The organism is Citrobacter europaeus (genome assembly GCF_037482245.1).
Classification (GTDB): Bacteria; Pseudomonadota; Gammaproteobacteria; order Enterobacterales; family Enterobacteriaceae; genus Citrobacter; species Citrobacter europaeus.
Map to the genome: position 1 here is coordinate 4,479,064 of NZ_CP148084.1, position 18,687 is coordinate 4,497,750.

15 protein-coding genes are annotated in these 18,687 nt (G+C 55.1%); 5 read left to right on the forward strand and 10 right to left on the reverse strand.

All coding sequences use genetic code 11. From position 1 onward, the window contains the following. Positions 1-96: 96 nt before the first annotated feature. On the reverse strand, positions 97-150 hold the full coding sequence (mgtL, locus tag WHR59_RS24530) for a mgtA regulatory leader peptide MgtL (protein ID WP_191229402.1): 54 nt from the start codon (positions 148-150) through the stop codon (positions 97-99). A 191-nt stretch (positions 151-341) separates the two neighbouring features. Between mgtL and treR the strand changes: the two genes are divergently transcribed. The 5 genes from treR (at position 342) to nrdG (ending at position 7,700) form a co-directional block, all read left to right on the forward strand. Continuing rightward, positions 342-1,289, forward strand: coding sequence for a trehalose operon repressor TreR (gene treR / locus WHR59_RS20985; protein WP_043018237.1), 948 nt, complete (start codon positions 342-344; stop codon positions 1,287-1,289). A gap of 157 nt (positions 1,290-1,446) precedes the next feature. After that, a complete protein-coding gene (gene treB, locus WHR59_RS20990; protein ID WP_043018236.1) occupies positions 1,447-2,865 on the forward strand; it encodes a PTS trehalose transporter subunit IIBC in 1,419 nt (472 codons plus the stop codon). A 49-nt stretch (positions 2,866-2,914) separates the two neighbouring features. After that, positions 2,915-4,567, forward strand: a complete 1,653-nt coding sequence (treC, locus tag WHR59_RS20995; RefSeq protein WP_338843439.1) for an alpha,alpha-phosphotrehalase — start codon at positions 2,915-2,917, stop codon at positions 4,565-4,567. A 409-nt stretch (positions 4,568-4,976) separates the two neighbouring features. Further along, positions 4,977-7,115 (forward strand): anaerobic ribonucleoside-triphosphate reductase, encoded by a 2,139-nt coding sequence (gene nrdD / locus WHR59_RS21000; RefSeq protein WP_043018234.1) that lies wholly within the window; start codon positions 4,977-4,979, stop codon positions 7,113-7,115. A 120-nt stretch (positions 7,116-7,235) separates the two neighbouring features. Beyond that, positions 7,236-7,700: an anaerobic ribonucleoside-triphosphate reductase-activating protein gene (nrdG, locus tag WHR59_RS21005; RefSeq protein ID WP_047406606.1), complete on the forward strand. Its 465-nt coding sequence runs from the start codon at positions 7,236-7,238 to the stop codon at positions 7,698-7,700. Positions 7,701-7,722: 22 nt separating this feature from the next. Here nrdG and WHR59_RS21010 read toward each other — a convergent pair whose 3' ends face one another. From WHR59_RS21010 to tssC, 9 genes are read right to left on the reverse strand one after another with little or no spacing between them, the layout of a single operon-like run. After that, a complete protein-coding gene (locus tag WHR59_RS21010) occupies positions 7,723-8,244 on the reverse strand; it encodes a toxin-antitoxin system YwqK family antitoxin (RefSeq protein ID WP_087051774.1) in 522 nt (173 codons plus the stop codon). Further along, the gene (tssI, locus tag WHR59_RS21015; RefSeq protein ID WP_172862619.1) at positions 8,244-10,205 is read right to left on the reverse strand and encodes a type VI secretion system tip protein TssI/VgrG; all 1,962 of its coding nucleotides are present in this window, start codon (positions 10,203-10,205) and stop codon (positions 8,244-8,246) included. The genes WHR59_RS21010 and tssI overlap by 1 nt, the downstream gene beginning before the upstream one ends. 18 nt (positions 10,206-10,223) lie before the next feature. Then, positions 10,224-11,150 carry a hypothetical protein gene (locus WHR59_RS21020; RefSeq protein ID WP_157787646.1) on the reverse strand — a complete coding sequence of 309 codons (927 nt, stop codon included), beginning with the start codon at positions 11,148-11,150 and terminating at the stop codon, positions 10,224-10,226. Between the two features lie 8 nt (positions 11,151-11,158). Then, positions 11,159-13,669, reverse strand: coding sequence for a type VI secretion system ATPase TssH (gene tssH / locus WHR59_RS21025; RefSeq protein ID WP_338843440.1), 2,511 nt, complete (start codon positions 13,667-13,669; stop codon positions 11,159-11,161). Beyond that, positions 13,660-14,607, reverse strand: coding sequence for a type VI secretion system baseplate subunit TssG (locus WHR59_RS21030; RefSeq protein ID WP_172862617.1), 948 nt, complete (start codon positions 14,605-14,607; stop codon positions 13,660-13,662). Before WHR59_RS21030 ends, tssH begins: the two co-directional genes overlap by 10 nt. Further along, positions 14,571-16,292 (reverse strand): type VI secretion system baseplate subunit TssF, encoded by a 1,722-nt coding sequence (gene tssF / locus WHR59_RS21035; protein WP_172862616.1) that lies wholly within the window; start codon positions 16,290-16,292, stop codon positions 14,571-14,573. The genes WHR59_RS21030 and tssF overlap by 37 nt, the downstream gene beginning before the upstream one ends. Before the next feature lie 20 nt (positions 16,293-16,312). Beyond that, positions 16,313-16,693 carry a type VI secretion system baseplate subunit TssE gene (tssE, locus tag WHR59_RS21040; protein WP_045447450.1) on the reverse strand — a complete coding sequence of 127 codons (381 nt, stop codon included), beginning with the start codon at positions 16,691-16,693 and terminating at the stop codon, positions 16,313-16,315. Then, on the reverse strand, positions 16,693-17,178 hold the full coding sequence (locus WHR59_RS21045; protein ID WP_043018228.1) for an Hcp family type VI secretion system effector: 486 nt from the start codon (positions 17,176-17,178) through the stop codon (positions 16,693-16,695). Before WHR59_RS21045 ends, tssE begins: the two co-directional genes overlap by 1 nt. A 19-nt stretch (positions 17,179-17,197) precedes the next feature. Continuing rightward, the gene (tssC, locus tag WHR59_RS21050) at positions 17,198-18,679 is read right to left on the reverse strand and encodes a type VI secretion system contractile sheath large subunit (RefSeq protein ID WP_172862615.1); all 1,482 of its coding nucleotides are present in this window, start codon (positions 18,677-18,679) and stop codon (positions 17,198-17,200) included. Positions 18,680-18,687 lie beyond the last annotated feature (8 nt).

Genomic DNA, 18,687 nt, shown 5'->3' on the forward strand with positions numbered 1-18,687 from the left:
CGTGGCAAGGCCTTGCCTGATGGCAATTATTAAATCACAACAGGGACGTCAGAACGTCACTGTCTTACTGTTCCGGTAAGACAGTGAAAGACAGGCTTACCGGAAAGGGTTGTTTCTCCGTCTCGGGAGAGGGGTGGGATCGGGATCCATATAGCCTCCGGTAAGTGAATGATTTGCGCTGCGGATTATACGCAGAAAACCATAAGGTTTGTGGCAATTATGGCGATATGATAAACCATGGAAACTAAACCAAACGTATACCAGACTTTGCCCATTGCACCGCGCTTGAGTAAAGTTATTCTCTATTTGGCATAACTTCACACGCAACACGGGAAAACAGGATGCAAAACCGGCTGACAATTAAAGACATCGCCCGCTTAAGCGGCGTGGGAAAATCGACCGTTTCCCGTGTGCTTAACAATGAAAGCGGCGTGAGCGAACGCACGCGCGAACGCGTTGAAGCGGTGATGAACCAGCACGGTTTTTCCCCTTCCCGCTCCGCACGCGCCATGCGCGGTCAAAGTGATAAGGTGGTGGCGATTATCGTCACGCGTCTGGACTCGCTTTCAGAAAATCTCGCGGTGCAAACCATGCTACCCGTCTTTTATGAGCAGGGCTACGACCCGATCATGATGGAAAGCCAGTTCTCGCCCGAGCTGGTTGAGGAGCACCTCGGCATGCTCAGACGCCGCAATATTGACGGCGTGGTGCTGTTTGGTTTTACCGGCATTACGGAATCCATGCTCGCCTCCTGGCAGGATTCGCTGGTGCTGCTGGCAAGAGATGCGAAAGGCTTTGCTTCGGTCTGCTATGACGATGAGGGCGCCATTCGCACCCTGATGCAGCGTTTATACGATCGCGAGCATCGCCAGATCAGCTTTCTTGGCGTTCCTCATAGCGACGTAACCACCGGTAAGCGCCGCCATGAAGCCTACCTGGCGTTCTGTAAGAAACACAAACTGCATCCCGTCGCCGCGCTGCCGGGTCTGGCCATGAAGCAGGGCTATGAGCAGGCCGCCAACGTCATCACCCCAGAAACCACCGCTTTAGTCTGCGCGACGGATACCCTCGCCCTTGGGGTCAGTAAATATTTGCAGGAGCAGCGAATAGAGAACCTGCAGCTGGCGAGCGTGGGCAGCACGCCGCTGATGAAATTCCTCCATCCGGAAATTATCACCGTCGATCCAGGATACGCTGAAGCCGGACGGCAAGCTGCCTCACAGCTGATCGAGCAGATCAACGGCCGTAGCGAACCACGACAAATCGTTATACCTTCCGCCCTCTCCTGATCGCTTTCTGAGCGTTAATTTGTGATCTTCGCTGCGTTTCGGGAACGTTCCCATTTTTAAAATTTCATCGACGATATACTCTGGCGCCAACAACGAGAGAGTTGCCGAATGACGACGCTACAGCGTCTTTTCCGGTCTACGGGGAACACACATCATCATGAGCAAAATAAAACAAGCAGACATCGACCGGCTGATTGAGCTGGTAGGCGGGCGCGACAATATCGCCACGGTGAGTCACTGCATTACTCGCCTGCGTTTTGTGCTGAATCAGCCTGCGAATGCCAGGCCGAAAGAGATCGAACAATTGCCGATGGTCAAAGGCTGCTTCACCAACGCCGGACAGTTTCAGGTGGTGATTGGCACCGAGGTGGGCGACTACTACCAGGCGCTGTTGGCGACAACCGGGCAGGCCAGCGCCGACAAAGAGCAGGCGAAAAAGGCCGCGCGACAGAATATGAAATGGCACGAACAGCTCATTTCTCATTTTGCGGAGATCTTCTTCCCGCTGCTGCCTGCGCTGATTAGCGGCGGCCTGATCTTAGGTTTCCGTAACGTGATCGGCGATCTGCCCATGAGCAACGGGCAGACGCTGGCGCAGATGCATCCTTCGCTGAAAACCCTTTATGACTTCCTGTGGCTGATTGGCGAAGCGATCTTCTTCTATCTGCCGGTCGGGATCTGCTGGTCGGCGGTGAAAAAAATGGGCGGTACGCCGATCCTCGGAATTGTACTGGGCGTGACCCTGGTTTCTCCGCAGTTAATGAACGCCTATCTGCTCGGCCAGCAGGTGCCTGAAGTGTGGAACTTCGGCCTGTTCAGCATTGAGAAAGTCGGCTATCAGGCGCAGGTTATTCCGGCACTGCTGGCCGGACTGGCGCTCGGATTTATTGAAACGCGCATGAAACGCATCGTGCCGGATTATCTGTATCTGGTGATCGTCCCGGTGTGCTCGCTGATCCTTGCGGTATTCCTTGCGCACGCCTTTATCGGTCCGTTTGGCCGCATGATCGGCGACGGTGTCGCGTTTGCGGTCCGGCATCTGCTGACCGGAAGCTTTGCCCCGATCGGCGCGGCGCTGTTCGGCTTCCTGTACGCACCGCTGGTGATCACCGGCGTGCATCAGACCACGCTGGCTATCGACATGCAGATGATTCAGAGCATGGGCGGTACGCCGGTATGGCCGCTGATCGCACTGTCGAATATCGCCCAGGCCTCTGCGGTGGTCGGGATCATTATCTCCAGTCGTAAACACAACGAACGTGAAATCTCCGTTCCTGCCGCAATCTCCGCTTATCTCGGGGTAACTGAACCGGCAATGTACGGGATCAACCTGAAATACCGCTTCCCGATGCTATGCGCGATGATCGGCTCCGGTCTCGCCGGACTGCTTTGCGGCCTGAACGGCGTGTTGGCGAACGGAATTGGCGTCGGCGGCTTGCCGGGCATCCTCTCCATTCAGCCGACCTACTGGCAGGTCTTTGGTATGGCGATGGTCATTGCGATTGTTATTCCAATGGTACTGACCTCATTCGTTTACCAGCGTAAATACCGTCTGGGTACATTACAAATTGTCTAACTTTTCTTCGGGGCGCAGTTGCGCCCCAACGTATTTCCAGGAAACAACCATGAATATTCCCCACTGGTGGCAAAACGGCGTTATCTATCAGGTTTACCCCAAGAGTTTTCAGGACACCACCGGCAGCGGCACCGGCGATTTACGCGGCGTAACGCAGCGTCTCGACTATCTGCAAAAGCTGGGGGTCGATGCCATCTGGCTGACGCCGTTCTATATTTCGCCGCAGGTTGATAACGGCTACGACGTCGCAGATTACATGTCTGTCGATCCGTCCTACGGTACGCTTGCAGACTTTGACGAACTGGTAGCGCAGGCAAAAGCGCGCGGTATCCGTATTATTCTTGATATGGTGTTTAACCACACCTCAACTCAGCACGCCTGGTTTCGTGAAGCGCTGGATAAAGACAGCCCGTATCGTCAGTTTTATCTCTGGCGCGACGGCACGCCAGACAGCCCGCCGAATAACTGGCGTTCCAAATTTGGCGGCAACGCCTGGGGTTGGCACGCCGAAAGCGAGCAGTACTATCTGCACCTCTTTGCTCCGGAGCAGGCCGACCTGAATTGGGAGAACCCGGTAGTCCGTGCCGAGCTTAAGAAAGTGTGCGAGTTCTGGGCCGATCGCGGCGTGGACGGGCTGCGTCTCGACGTGGTCAATCTTATCTCCAAAGATCAGGACTTCCCGAACGATCCTGACGGCGATGGCCGCCGTTTTTATACCGATGGTCCGCGCGCGCATGAATTTTTACGCGAGATGAACCGCGACGTCTTCACACCCCGCAACCTGATGACGGTCGGGGAAATGTCGTCCACCACGCTGGAAAACTGCCAGCAGTACGCAGCACTCGATGGCAGCGAACTGTCGATGACCTTTAACTTCCACCACCTGAAAGTGGATTACCCCAACGGCGAAAAGTGGTCGTTAGCAAAACCCGACTATGTGGCGCTCAAAACCCTGTTCCGCCACTGGCAGCAGGGCATGCACAATCAGGCCTGGAATGCGCTGTTCTGGTGTAACCACGATCAGCCGCGCATCGTGTCGCGTTTTGGCGATGAAGGGAAATACCGCGTTCCGTCGGCCAAAATGCTGGCGATGGTGCTGCATGGCATGCAGGGCACCCCCTACATCTACCAGGGGGAAGAGATTGGCATGACCAACCCGCATTTCCGCCAGATTACCGATTATCGCGATGTGGAAAGCCATAACATGTTTGCCACCCTGAACGGCCAGGGACGCGATGCGCAAGAGCTGCTGGCGATCCTCGCCAGCAAATCCCGCGATAACAGCCGCACGCCGATGCAATGGGATGCCAGCAAACACGCGGGCTTCACCGCGGGTCAGCCGTGGATCGATCTGTGTGACAACGCGGCGGATATCAACGTAGCGGCAGCGCTGAGTGATACCGACTCGGTGTTCTATACCTATCAGAAGCTGATCGCCTTACGCAAAGCGGAGCCAGTTATCACCTGGGGCGACTACCAGGATCTGCTGCCGGACAGCCCGCATCTGTGGTGCTATCAACGAGAGTGGCAAGGCCAACGGCTGCTGGTGATTGCTAATTTGAGCGATACCGTCCAGAACTGGCAGCCGACCCAAACCGACGGAAACTGGCAGGTGCTAATGCACAACTATGCCGAAGTCGCCAGCCAACCTGCAGACATGACGCTACGTCCTTTTGAAGCCGTCTGGTGGGTGCAAAAATAGCTTGCAATTATGTTCTGGCCCGGTACGCATAGCGCTGCCGGGCTTTGTTACATACGCTTAGCTTACCCTTCTGTTTTTGCTGAATAAATAATCAGAATTTTCTACCTACAATTTACAATCGGCTGTACTGCCCGTCATCTGTACGCTCCGATTTTTACTTTGCGCTACATCAAAAAAATCGTAAACATCCTTGATGCAAATCACTACATATAGAACTTAAAATGCACGCCGACCCAATATGTTGTATTAATCGACTACAATTGCTACAACTACAGTGCACCGCTTGACGGTGGAATTGTGGATAAAGTGGGTCAGGATTGCGGGAAGTCATTGGCAATAGAGATGAATAAAGCCATGGCCGCTTCCCCAACCTCTGTGGATAACCTGTTCTTATAAATATGGAGTGATCATGACACCGCATGTGATGAAACGAGATGGCTGTAAAGTGCCGTTTAAATCAGAGCGCATCAAAGAAGCCATTCTGCGTGCAGCTAAAGCAGCGGGAGTCGATGACGCAGATTACTGTGCCACCGTCGCAGAAGTCGTTAGTAGCCAGATGAATGAGCGCAGCAAGGTCGATATCAACGAGATCCAGACAGCGGTAGAAAACCAGCTGATGTCTGGCCCGTATAAACAACTCGCCCGTGCGTACATCGAATATCGCCACGACCGTGATATACAGCGTGAAAAACGTGGCCGTCTGAACCAGGAAATTCGTGGTCTGGTTGAGCAAACCAACTCTGCTCTGCTGAATGAAAACGCCAACAAAGACAGCAAAGTGATCCCGACCCAGCGCGACCTGCTGGCCGGTATCGTTGCCAAACACTACGCACGTCAGCACCTGCTGCCGCGTGATGTCGTCCAGGCGCACGAGCGTGGTGATATTCACTATCACGACCTCGACTACTCTCCGTTCTTCCCAATGTTTAACTGCATGCTGATCGACCTGAAAGGCATGCTGACGCAGGGCTTTAAGATGGGTAACGCGGAGATTGAACCGCCAAAATCCATCTCTACCGCGACCGCCGTCACCGCGCAAATCATCGCGCAGGTTGCCAGCCATATTTATGGCGGCACCACCATTAACCGTATTGACGAAGTTCTCGCACCGTTCGTGACCGAGAGCTTTAACAAGCATCGCAAAACCGCTGAAGAGTGGCAGATCCCGGACGCCGACGGCTATGCGCATTCCCGTACCGAGAAAGAGTGCTACGACGCCTTCCAGTCGCTCGAGTATGAAGTGAATACCCTGCATACCGCCAACGGTCAGACGCCGTTTGTTACCTTCGGTTTTGGTCTGGGAACCAGTTGGGAATCGCGTTTGATCCAGCAGTCCATTCTGCGTAACCGCATTGCTGGCCTGGGTAAAAACCGTAAAACTGCGGTCTTCCCGAAACTGGTGTTCGCGATTCGTGACGGCCTGAACCACAAGTTTGGCGATCCGAACTACGACATCAAACAGCTGGCGCTGGAGTGCGCGAGCAAGCGTATGTATCCAGACATCCTGAACTACGATCAGGTAGTCAAAGTCACCGGTTCGTTCAAAACGCCAATGGGCTGTCGCAGCTTCCTCGGCGTGTGGGAAAACGAGAACGGCGAACAGGTTCACGATGGCCGTAACAACCTCGGCGTTATCAGCCTCAACCTGCCGCGTATCGCGCTGGAAGCCCATGGCGATGAAGCCACCTTCTGGAAACTGCTCGACGATCGTCTGGTGCTGGCGCGTAAAGCGCTGATGACCCGTATTGCGCGTCTGGAAGGCGTGAAAGCTCGCGTTGCGCCGATTCTGTATATGGAAGGTGCCTGCGGCGTGCGTCTGAAAGCGGACGATGACGTGTCAGAAATCTTTAAAAACGGTCGCGCGTCCATCTCTCTGGGCTACATCGGCATTCACGAGACCATCAACGCGCTGTTTGGCGACAAGCACCTGTACGACAGTGAGCAGCTTCGCGCCAAAGGTATCGCCATTGTGGAACGCCTGCGTCAGGCGGTCGATCAGTGGAAAGACGAGACCGGTTACGGCTTTAGCCTGTACAGCACGCCAAGTGAAAACCTGTGCGATCGTTTCTGCCGTCTGGATACCGCCGAGTTTGGCGTAGTGCCGGGTGTCACCGACAAAGGTTACTACACCAACAGCTTCCACCTCGACGTGGAGAAGAAGGTAAACCCGTACGACAAGATCGATTTCGAAGCGCCGTACCCGCCGCTGGCAAGCGGAGGCTTCATTTGCTACGGCGAATACCCAAATATTCAGCACAACCTGAAAGCGCTGGAAGACGTCTGGGATTACAGCTATCAGCACGTGCCGTATTACGGGACCAACACGCCAATCGATGAATGCTACGAGTGCGGCTTTACCGGCGAGTTCGAATGCACCAGCAAAGGCTTCACCTGCCCGAAATGTGGTAACCACGACGCGGCCCGCGTGTCGGTCACCCGCCGCGTATGCGGTTATTTAGGCAGCCCGGACGCGCGTCCGTTTAACGCTGGTAAGCAGGAAGAAGTGAAGCGCCGCGTTAAGCATTTAGGCAATGGGCAGATAGGTTAATTTCCGTTTGCAAAGGCCGTAGGCCTGATAAGACGCAATAGCGTCGCCATCAGGCATCACAATGTTGCCGGATGCGGTGCAAGCACCTTATCCGGCCTACATGCTTTCTGGACATCCTCTATGCAATACCACCAATATTACCCCGTCGATATCGTCAATGGCCCCGGAACCCGCTGCACCCTGTTTGTCTCCGGGTGCGTGCACGAATGCCCCGGTTGCTATAACAAAAGCACCTGGCGGCTCAATTCCGGCGAACCGTTTACCAAAGAGATGGAAGATAAGATCATTGCCGATCTGAACGACACGCGCATTCACCGTCAGGGGATTTCGCTGTCCGGCGGCGATCCGCTACATCCGCAAAACGTGCCGGATATTCTGCAACTGGTACAGCGTATTCGCGCTGAGTGTCCGGGAAAAGATATCTGGGTGTGGACCGGCTACAAGCTTGAGGAACTCAACGCTGCGCAAATGCAGGTGGTGGATCTCATCAACGTGCTGGTCGACGGCAAATTTGTGCAGGATCTGAAAGACCCGGCGCTGATCTGGCGCGGCAGCAGCAACCAGGTGGTACATCATTTGCGTTAACACGCGATCTGGAGAGGCTTTTTCACAGCCTCTCCGTCCATTTGCTCATTCGCGACTGCGCTTTACCTGTGGCATCAATGGCGCGCCCATCCGGCAACCAGCGTTGCGCCTCACCTTTCATTATCCCCTTTTCATAAGATAAACGCTGGGCAAGCGTCCCGTCCGGGTAAAACTGTTCGCTGAGAGAGTGGCGCAGCCCTTGCTGCCACTGTTCACGTAGCTGTACCTGCCCGGAAGGATAAAAGCTGTGGCATTCGCCGTGCAGTTGACCGTTAAGCCACTGCTCTTCTCGCAGTAGCTCACCGTTTTCCGAGAAGTAACGAGCAATACCGTCCGGCTTGCCCTCACGATACGCCTGCTGCATGGCAAGCTGGCCGTTAGGATGCCAGCGCTCCATCATCCCGTTCAGCATCCCCTGCTGGTAACGCAGAACCGCCAGCAGGCGTCCGTTTTCTTCAATTCGCGTTTCACCGTTAAGCTGGTCGTTTGCGAAATTCGCTCGTAGCAGGGTGCTATCCTGTTGATACTCCTGCGTATCGCTCATCAGTTGATCTTCACCATCCCGCCCTTAATCATCAGCATCCCGCCGCCATCCACAGTCTGAGTGGCGCTGGCTTTGCTGGTGAGCGTGGCCTTCGCTTCGTGGGTTATCGTCGCGGCCTTTTGAGTCAGCGAGGCTTTCGCTTCACTGGCGATGTTGGTGGCATCCAGCTTCATACTGCCCGATGCGCTGGCGTTAAGACCCGCCCCGCTCTTGATGTCCAACGTTTTGCCGCTCTCCAGGGTTAGCGTACCGCTGACCTTAATCGTCAGGTTGCCGTCGACGTTCAGCGTGTAGTTGCCCTTTACCTTATGCGTCTGGTTGCCGTCGATGGCGTGTTCCTGATCGCCCTTCACCGTGACGCTGCGCTTCTCTTTTACCTCCAGCGTGTCGCTGCCTTTTTCAATTTTCACCGTCCGGTTGCCCTTTTTCAGGTTGACGGTTTCGCTGCCCTCTTCAACGGTACGCGTGCAGTCATTTTTGACGCTGTGGATTTCATCGTGGCTAATGGTGGTTTTGCTGTCGTTGAGCACGGTGAGCTGGAAGTCTTTCTGCGCCTGCATCGCCAGCAGTTCGGCGTCTTTTTTGTCGTCGAAGCGCAGTTCGTTAAAACCTTTTTCACTGTGGGTTTTTATCCCGGACTGGGTTTGATTCGCTGGCAGCGCGTACGGCAACGCATTCGCGCCGTTATACACACAGCCGGTAATGAGCGGTTTATCCGGGTCGCCGTCGATAAAGCTCACCACCACTTCCTGACCGATGCGCGGGATAAACTGCGCGCCAAAACCGTTGCCGCTCCAGGCGGTGGCGACCCGCAGCCAGCAGGAGCTGGTTTCGTCGTTTTTACCCTCTCTGTCCCACGGGAACTGCACCTTCACCCGACCAAGCTTATCGGTCCAGATCTCTTCTCCCGACTTGCCAACCACCGTCGCCGTCTGGGTATGCATAAACGGTACTGGCGTGCTGCTCTGCGGGCGGTATAGCGTGGCTTTTGGAATGGCGGTAAAGCGGTTGCGATAATGTTCACCGTCGTACTCGTGGCTGACGGCGGTGATTAGCCAGTCGATGTTTAGCGCCTTGTCGTCGTGCTCGGTTAAGGTGAACCAGTGCCCGGCCATCAGCGCCGCACAGTCGCTTTCACCGACCAGCTGTTTGGCCTGCGCCTTCAGGGCGTTAACCTTCCACGCCGCCAGCGCGTCGCCTTCGGCTTTAACGCTAAAACGCCCCGGATGCTGATACTGCATGCCGCCCTTCTTCTCCCCGGCCTGGACAAACAGCGTGGCTTTTGGCTGTTCGTAGTTATAGTCGCTGCTCTGGAAGCCCTGCGCGGTGGCCTGCAAACGCAGCTGCGCCGAACGAATCATCCCTGTTTCCCGCGCGCCGCTCTGTGCGGCCAAATACTTGACCTTTTTATCGCCAGTAATCGGCGGGAAGGCGCTGTTGTCATCCGCCAGCACCAGCGTGTGCTTGCCTGCTGCGTGGGTAAAGAACCAGAAAATTCCCTCCTGCTCTAGCAGCCGCGAGACAAAATTAAAATCGCTTTCGTTGTATTGCAGGCAGTATTCGCGTTTTATTGGTTTGGTTTTGAGCTGGAATTTGTAGTCGCTAAACCCGGCGTCCTTAAACACCTTCTCGACAATTTCCTGCGCGCTGAGATTCTGAAATACACGGTTGTTGCTGGAGAGCGTCAGCCACCACAGCCACGGGCGCAGCACAAACTGGTAGCGATCGGCATTGCCGGTCGCCGGAAGCTGGTGCGCTTCGGCAATCAGACCGTCGTAGTTGGCGTCATTGATGGTGGTGGTTAGATGAATCGCCAGCGCGGCGTCGAGGGTTAGCGGCGCGGAAGTGGTGGCGGCGACGGTGGAGGTGGTCAGGCCGTTGAGCGTTGATTCGGTTTGCGCGGTTGCGGCGGTTAGGCCGGTCAGGGTTGGGGTGGTGATTTTTATAATAGTGTCGAGCATGGTGAGTTCTCATTAGTATTATTTAAACATTATTTTAATTCCAGATGCATAAGAAGCATCTATTATATAACTTAATTTTTGTTTCATCATATCTATGTCAACCCAACCATCCATCATTACCGTATCAAATTTGTGTTCTTCACCTACAGGTGAGCTATTTAATGAATAGTTGTCTCCTTCATATGTTGTTAATACAACATATAACTTAGCACATCTAATAGGCTCAAATTTTGTAAAAGAATAGGCTGGCGTTCCTCTGATCGCTTTCTCCATTTTGCTTTTTAACTCTTTAAATGAAAAGCTTTTGTTTCTTATTTTTACATTTTTAAATTTTTTTTCGAAAGCATTGTCGTCATTAATTATAGCGCACGCCCCTTTGTACGCATACATTAGTTTTGAGGGTAATCGCTCTATTCCTAAACCAGAACTATTATGAGCACCGTTTGAAAAAAAAGACATAAAAGCTGTTTTATCATGGCTTCCAACTTGAGCAAGTTGAGCTTTACCAAAACTCGATGGTTCATATCCTGTACGGAGCTTAATCAATGCCACTAAATTCAAACTGGCTTCGGATTCAAGAAAGGATTTTTTCTCGCCATATTCTTTTATTGATAATCCTGTATTCAAAAGATTAGATTCTAATTCTGCAAATTTATCTGAGTTCTTTGCATTGGTTAATTCAAAAATCACACTCTCAACAAACTCTTTTTTATTATCATCAGAAGCAATAGAACCTTTGGAAATATCTTTTAAATTTATATTCACCCTGGTACCAACAGTCGAGGTACTTCCAGAATTGGAAATTTTAACAGACCATGGTCCACTTAAGACTCTTGTTAAATCATCATCACTTTTAACACATTTCAAAAATTCATCAAGTTGTTCTGTCAGCAAATCTTTGAGTGAAGAATTAGAACAGTCTGAATTAAATATTATTTCCACCATATCAACCTCTATTTAAACCTTAGAAAAAAATCCCCAATCACCAGGTTCTCCACATCCCTGGCACCAACCCCCTTACACTTCTCCATCACCCTCTCGACTAATCCATCCTCCATATTTAATTTCTCCCCCGTCGCCACGAAATATCGCTGTGATAATTTCTCCAGTTTCGCCAGCACAATGCCTTTTAATATTTTTTCATCCAATGCCCGATAGGCCACCGTGGTCATTCTTGCCAAAAACGCCGGACGGAAATGACGCAACAGCTCCTCACGCAATGCCTCATTAAACCGCTCGCTGTTTAATTCAGCCGCAGGCGTATCCAGAATTAATTCCGCCCCCACGTTGCTGGTCGCCAGCATCACCGTGTTTTTGAAATCGACAATCAACCCGGTGCCGTCCTCCATTACGCCTTTGTCGAAGACGTTATAGAACGCCTCCAGCACGTCCGGGTGCGCCTTTTCGATTTCATCGAGCAGCACCACCGAATAGGGGCGACGGCGCACCGCTTCGGTTAACGCCCCGCCGCTGCCATAACCGACGTAGCCCGGCGGCGCGCCTTTCAACTGGCTGACGGTGTGCGCTTCCTGGTATTCAGACAGGTTGATAGTGATCAGATTGCGCTCGCCGCCGTACAGGGCGTCGGCCAGCGCATACGCGGTTTCGGTTTTGCCCACGCCGGTTGGCCCCACCAGCAGGAACACGCCAACCGGCTTTTGCGGGTCAGTCAGACCGCTGCGATAGGCACGCAGGCGTTGGGCGATGGTCTCCAGCGCTGCCTGTTGACCCATTACCCGAGCACTCATCCGTTCAACCAGCGTACGCAGAGCGTGGGCTTCGTCGGTGAGCATCTGCCCAAGCGGAATGCCCGTCCAGCCGCCAATCACCGCCGCCACCGTGGCGGGATCGACACAATCCGGCACCAGCGGCACCTCGTCGCGCAGCTGGGCGGCGGCGGTTTCCAGTTTGCCAATCAGCGCCGCGCACTCCACCAACTCTTGCTCCAGTTCCTCGTCATCGTCCAGCCGCGCACTGAGATCCAGCATCCGCTGGCGGGCAGCGAGCAGTTCACCGACCCGCTGACGCTCATCCTGCCAGCGCCCTTCCACTTCCCGCGCCTGAAGCTGCAATTTCTCCGCCTGCGCCTCCAGTTCACAAAGCCTGTCGTGATGATCGACGCCCACCAGCAACTCGCGGTTGAGGCGTTCACTCTCTTCTTCGATGGCCGCCTGCTGCTGACGGATCTCCTCAAGCTGGGGCGGCACATCATGCTGAGCCAGCGCCACTCTGGCGCAGGCAGTGTCGAGCACGCTGATGGCTTTGTCCGGCAGTTGGCGCCCGGAGATATAGCGCTGCGACAGACGCACCGCCTCGCGGATGGCGGTATCGAGGATCTGCACGCCGTGGTGTGCCTCGAGCTTGTCGGCCACCGCCCGCAGCATCACCACCGCGCTGTTCTCGTCCGGCTCTTCAATCTGGATACGCTGAAAACGCCGATCCAGCGCCGGATCCTTTTCGAAATATTTTTTGTACTCCTGCCAGGTGGTCGCGGCGATGGTGCGCAGTTCCCCACGCGCCAGCGCCGGTTTCAGCAGGTTGGCGGCGTCGCTGCCGCCCTCGGCGCCGCCCGCGCCAATCAGCGTGTGGGCTTCGTCGATAAATAAAATGATCGGTTGCGGGGATTTTTTTACCGCGTCGATCACCCCTTTCAGCCGCTGTTCAAATTCACCTTTCACGCCCGCGCCCGCCTGCAACAGGCCGAGATCCAGCGACAGTAGAGCGACATCGCGCAACGGCGGCGGCACACTTCCTTCGGCAATGCGTCGCGCCAGCCCTTCAGCGACGGCGGTTTTGCCCACCCCCGGCGCGCCAACCAGAATCGGGTTGTTTTGCCTGCGCCGCAGCAGGATGTCGATACACTGGCGGATCTCCGCGTCGCGCCCGATGATCGGATCGATCAGCCCTTCCCGCGCATCACGGGTCAGATCGTGGGTGTATTGATCCAGCACGCCGCCTTCACGCTCCGGGTGTTCTCCCGTATGCGTATCGCTTAATTCTTCAACAGAGCCACGACACCAGCTCTGCCACTGGCTTTCCATCACCCCCGCCGGAAGCTGCAACAGCAGCGGCATTCCCTGCGCCAACTGGGCGCGCAGACGTTCTCGGGTGAGTAAGGCTTGCAGCAACAACGCTGAACGGACCTTCAACAAACGCTGGAAAGCCGCCAACAAAACCGCTCCTTCCAGTAATTCCACCAGTTGCACGGAAAACACCGGCATCCGCGTGCAGCCGGATTTAAACTGCGCCTGGGCGCTATGGATCTCTTCGCGCAGCGTGTCGACGGAAATCGCCGCGCCGCTCAGGCAATACGCGAGATCACAGTGTTCATCATCGAGTAATGCCAGCAGCAGATGCTCCGGCTCAACAAACCAGTGTCCCTGCGCCCGGCTGCGTTCGGCGGCCTGCTCCAGCGCACGAAAGCAAACCGGATTCAGTCGTTGTACCAGCGCTTTTAAGTCCATGCGTTGTTCTCCTCAAGTTGCTGTTGGCAGTGAAACACGGCGGGTTTACGCCCTGCCAGTTGAGCGGTATAGCCCAAACGCGGCGGCGTATCGCGGCTCAGGCAGTGGTCAAGATTTAGCGTCCCGCGCATCATCAGTTGCAGCGTTATCCCTGGGCCAAACCAGATTTGCCCCAGTTTGCTGAGCTGAAGAAAGGCTTGCCCATCGGATAAAAACGCCCGCCACCGGGTGGGGCTTTCAGCATGCAGGTGCACCCGCAGCGCCGCATGCTGATTCCAGATCCGTCGCCCGGCGACGCTGTTGCGCCCCAGCCGACATCCCGTCCGGCTTATGGATGCCTGCGGCAAAGGCTGCCAGCGGCCGACAAACTCTTCGACATGCACGGTGACGTTCAGTACGGCCTCGACCAGCGCCACAAATCCAGCCACAGAACGCCTGCGATTCGTCAGGCTGCCGCATTGCATCAGCAGGCTCTGCACCTGTGCAGACTCATGCTTTTCCATGGCATCAAGCCTGAAACCACACAGTGCCCGCATCACCGACTGCCCCGGCGCGTTATCCTGGCGCGCGTAGGGCGTAGCCAGCCGATACAGGCTCAGGCTTCGGGAGTGATGCTGAATAAAACGCTGTTGAAACATAAAGATAAAATCCTGCGGTGCGCTGTTTTTATCCTGCGTCGCCTGCTGCAGCCATTCCAGCCAGCCGTAGGGCAGTACGCCATCCGCACCTCCCGGCCCGAGGCTACGCACCTGGAGAACGTCGTTGTTCAGCGCGCCAAGTTCCGCAGGCGCAAACGCCAGCCCCAGCTCACCCCACAGCTCGGGCGTGTCACCGCTCGCCTGTAAAATCCTGAGGCACTGCTCCAGCGAAAAGCGCCACGGCTCGCCCTTAAGTTGCGCCATTACGCTATCAGCGCGGTCTGTTCGACGTCTGTCCATAGCGACAGCTCCTCCCCTTCATCCAGCAATACCGTACGTACAAAGCAGTTAGCGGTCGCGTTACGCGCCAGAAAACGGGCGACAATCCCCGCAAACAACAGCCGACTGTTGCCCGTAAATGCCTGTGGGTCGAGGGTCAGCGTCAGCCGAATACCGTTATGCCAGCCGCGCCAGGCATCGCCTCCGCGGTGCTCGCTAACCCGCTGGCAACACATCTCGCGGATGCCATTTATCTGTTGCCAGACGGCGGGTGACGCAGAGGAAGGGGCATACAGCGCCAACAGCTCTTTGAGCGAGTCCAGAGCCCTCTCTCCCTCGGTCAATGAAAGGTGATTGAGCGCCAGCGAAGAAAGCAGTTTCCAACGCGCATCTCGCTGCAAGGCGGGCGCAGAAGGCGTGGTCGGCGTTCCCAATAAATGCACCTGCGCGACCGGACCAGGGACTTCAAAGGTCAGAGGCGTTCCCGCACAAAGCTGTGCAGCCTTCTCACCGTTACTGCACCAGAGCGTCGCCGTCAGGCTTGTCTCTTCGTCCGGAGCAAACGGGTCGAAGCGGCTGTCCACCAGGGTTAACCACAGCGCATTGCCCTGCTGGGGGTTGCGCCGCGCATGCCAGAACCAGCGGGACTCGCTATGCCCGCGGGCCGAGTAATATGCAGGCACGCACCAGGCCTCCTCACGGCGGCTCATCCACAGCGTCTGTACACGGTAGACCTGTACATGTTGATCGTGATGATCGGCCACCAGCCGATGCTCGCTGCGGGTATGCCCGGCGATCAGCGGCTCAGAGGTCCGGGTGAAAAGGTTAACGATTGGCACACAGCCCAGACGAATATCACCCGAGTGAATATGCTGTGCCCCCGGCGGAGCGCGATCGAAAGGAATGCACAAGGTCATGCCATCGCCATCCTTCGTCGGCGGCAGCGGCAAATCAAAATACATCAGCGCCTGCGGACAGTTCATCCAGGCACTGAGCGCCAGCACGCTGGACTCTACGCCCGGTTCGCAGGGCAAAATCTTTTCGGCATTCAGCAGGCCAATGGGATATGGGCGCAGCGGCCCGATGACATGGGCGTACAACAAATCAAACAGCGTGGCGTTGATTTGCGGCGAGCCGCTGAGATGAATGCGCAACTGTGTTACCGCCAACGTTGAAAACTGATGTGGCGGCAGGCAACGTAGCTGAATCCGCAACGCGCCGCGCGCCCGCATCAGCCCGGTTAACTGCCGGGCCTGGGCCGCATCACACCAGCTAACATCTTCAATCTCAATAGGCCACAGCGTTTGCGCCAGCGCGGTACGCCACCAGACCGTCTTACCGCTTTCCGTTAGCGCGTAAAGCGGCGTTCCGGCTGGAAGGGCGTAACCCCGACTCAAATCGCCTGCGAGCGGATCCGCAGTAAAACTGGCGGTAGCAGAGGAAGGAAACGGTCGTATGGCATGGGGAGAAAGCTGCTCCAGTAGCGATTCGCACAGCTCGCCGAAGCCGTCGTCAAGGCGATGATGCAGTCTGGCGCTTTGCAGAGCGAAGCCTTCTAAAAGCCGTTCAACATGCGGATCCGGGCAATCAAATTCGCTCAGCCGCAGACGAGAGGCTACGTGCGGGTGCCGATGGGCGAACTCCCCGCTGGCTTTTCGCAACCATCGTAATTCCTGCAGATAATTTTCCAGCAATCGATCGTCCATTGATCTCCCCCTTTCGCGGGTTATTGCCAACTGCCGTTTTGATACGCCAGACTCAGCGTCAACGGGTCGTCATCGTTCCACAGCATCGCTTCAATGCGTAGCGCCAGCGTCTGATGATGCGCATCCTTCACGCTGATAGTTAGCGCCTGGATCCGCGGCTCGTTGCGTAAAATGGCTGCGCGTAGCCGGCGACAATACCAGCTAAGCACTCGTTCATCGCCCGCGTTCAGTCCATGCCATTCCGGGACGCCCCAGGCAAGCAGCAGCGGCAACGCGTCATCATCCGCAGGAGCGCGGGAGTTGAACAATCGCCTCAGCTCCCGGCACACCGACTCGCGCGGCGTAACACCTTCATCCATCAGTCTGTCGAACAATGCAACCGGGATGGATGATTTCATCATCAACCACCATTTTTATTCATCGCCATATCCCAGGTCGACGCCGCCGCACCTTTCTCCGCCCCTTCTAATTTTTGGGCCTTCAATTCCCATTTAATTTTGCTGAAGTTTAGGGATAGCGTTTCAACAGGTTTACCGCCCGAGCCGCCGCTGACGCTGATATGTGAAATCAATACGTTGTCGAGGGTATAGACAATAAACGGCAGCACCGAATCGCCATCATTGCGACATAGCGTTAAAACAGCCTGCGTAATCATTTTCCCGGAACAACAGTAAAGATTAAGTTCAGGAGTGGAAATATCGACAAATTTGGTCAGTGACATCTCCCCCACATGCGCCCGACCAGACGTACGGTTGGTGTTACTCACATCATTAGTAACCTGCATCGCAACATTATGGCTGAAGGACATAATTTCAATTTGGTCTACATATCCATCAACGTTGCTGTCACCTTTGATCGGATCAATCTTTAAAAAAATAGCATCCATAGAATCTTCCCTTATGTAATTAAGCCGATACAGGCGGTGGCAATTCCGCCACCAGGCGGATAGATGTGGTCAATTCTTCCAGTTGGAAATGAGGGCGCAGGAATACCACCGCGCGATAGACACCAGGTTTGCCGGGAACATCCAGTACGTCTATCCGTGCTTCGCGCAACGGATATTGCGCCTTGATTTCCTGCGGTGCTGTGTCGCTGAGTAGCACGTAACTGGCAATCCAGTTATTGAGGAATCGCTCAACATCTTCGCGACTCAAAAAACTGCCGACTTTGTCGCGCATAATGACTTTCAGGTAGTGCGCAAAGCGGGAGGCGGCAAGGACGTACGGCAGCATCGCCGAGATCCGCGCATTCGCGTTGGCTTCAGGCGTGTTGTAGATTTTTGCCTGGTTGGTGGTTTGCCCGCCAAAAAACGCGGCGGTATTCGTATTCTTTTTATGACACAGCGCGATGAACCCAAGATCGTTCAACTCTTTTTCACGGCGATCGGTAATGGCTACCTCCGTCGGACAGCGCAGACTGATATCACCGGATGGCGTGGAGAAAGTATGCGCCGGGAGGCCTTCCACCAGTCCGCCACCTTCTGCGCCACGAATCGCCGCGCACCAGCCATATAAAGCAAACGCCTCGGTAATGCGGTTGGCCAGTACCCAGGCGGCATTCCCCCACAGGTATTTGCTGGCATCCAGGCCGTTAACGTCCTCGATAAAGTTTACCCCGTCTACCGGCACCGTATCCGGCCCGTAGGGCAGACGCTGTAAAACGTGCGGCAGCGCCAGCGAGACATAGCGCGAGTCGTCGCTTTCACGGAATGCTCGCCATTTGATCATCTCGGTGCTTTCGAAGATCTTCGCCAGATCGCGTGGCACGCTCAGCTCAGCGAACGATCCCATATCAAACAAGCGCGGGCTGGCAGCGGCAATAAACGGCGCATGAGCGGCGGCCGCAACCTGAGATATTTTCTCCAGCAGCGCTACGTCCTGCGGATGACGGCCAAACTCAAAATCCCCCACCAGTACACTATAGGGATTGCCACCAAAGGTGCCGTACTCATCTTCGTACAGCTTTTTGAACAGCGTGCTCTGATCGAACTCAACCGCTTTTTCCAGATCGTCCTGCAACTCTTTGCGCGAGACATTCAGCAGTCGTAACTTCAATCGCGTACTGGTTTCAGTGTTCATTACAAACTGATGCAACCCGCGCCAGGAAGACTCCAGCTTCTGGGTATCCGGATGATGCAACACCTCATTCAACTGGGCGCTGATAAGCTCATCGATCTGCGCAATACGGTGGTTGATCATCGCCACAGTGTCGCTTCCGATCGCCATTCCTTCATCGAGGATTTGCGTCGCCAGCTCTTCCAGCATGTCCCGCGCATAGGTTTGTTGCAGCTCATCACGAGCCATCCGTCCTTCCTGAATAATGCGGTCCAGTACGCTCAGCGTAACGGTCTGTCCACCCGTTTCAGTTTGTTCTTGCACATTCTCCATTGCTCTTC

What these genes read in the sequence shown, in the direction of transcription:
- nrdG (WP_047406606.1), top strand. Translation starts at nt 7,236, where the DNA reads ATGCAATACCACCAATATTACCCCGTCGATATCGTCAATGGCCCCGGA.
- tssE (WP_045447450.1), bottom strand. Translation starts at nt 16,693, where the DNA reads ATGATGAAATCATCCATCCCGGTTGCATTGTTCGACAGACTGATGGAT.
- tssF (WP_172862616.1), bottom strand. Translation starts at nt 16,292, where the DNA reads ATGGACGATCGATTGCTGGAAAATTATCTGCAGGAATTACGATGGTTG.
- treB (WP_043018236.1), top strand. Translation starts at nt 1,447, where the DNA reads ATGAGCAAAATAAAACAAGCAGACATCGACCGGCTGATTGAGCTGGTA.
- WHR59_RS21020 (WP_157787646.1), bottom strand. Translation starts at nt 11,150, where the DNA reads ATGGTGGAAATAATATTTAATTCAGACTGTTCTAATTCTTCACTCAAA.
- tssI (WP_172862619.1), bottom strand. Translation starts at nt 10,205, where the DNA reads ATGCTCGACACTATTATAAAAATCACCACCCCAACCCTGACCGGCCTA.
- WHR59_RS21030 (WP_172862617.1), bottom strand. Translation starts at nt 14,607, where the DNA reads ATGGACAGACGTCGAACAGACCGCGCTGATAGCGTAATGGCGCAACTT.
- tssH (WP_338843440.1), bottom strand. Translation starts at nt 13,669, where the DNA reads ATGGACTTAAAAGCGCTGGTACAACGACTGAATCCGGTTTGCTTTCGT.
- treC (WP_338843439.1), top strand. Translation starts at nt 2,915, where the DNA reads ATGAATATTCCCCACTGGTGGCAAAACGGCGTTATCTATCAGGTTTAC.
- WHR59_RS21045 (WP_043018228.1), bottom strand. Translation starts at nt 17,178, where the DNA reads ATGGATGCTATTTTTTTAAAGATTGATCCGATCAAAGGTGACAGCAAC.
- treR (WP_043018237.1), top strand. Translation starts at nt 342, where the DNA reads ATGCAAAACCGGCTGACAATTAAAGACATCGCCCGCTTAAGCGGCGTG.
- tssC (WP_172862615.1), bottom strand. Translation starts at nt 18,679, where the DNA reads ATGGAGAATGTGCAAGAACAAACTGAAACGGGTGGACAGACCGTTACG.
- nrdD (WP_043018234.1), top strand. Translation starts at nt 4,977, where the DNA reads ATGACACCGCATGTGATGAAACGAGATGGCTGTAAAGTGCCGTTTAAA.
- WHR59_RS21010 (WP_087051774.1), bottom strand. Translation starts at nt 8,244, where the DNA reads ATGAGCGATACGCAGGAGTATCAACAGGATAGCACCCTGCTACGAGCG.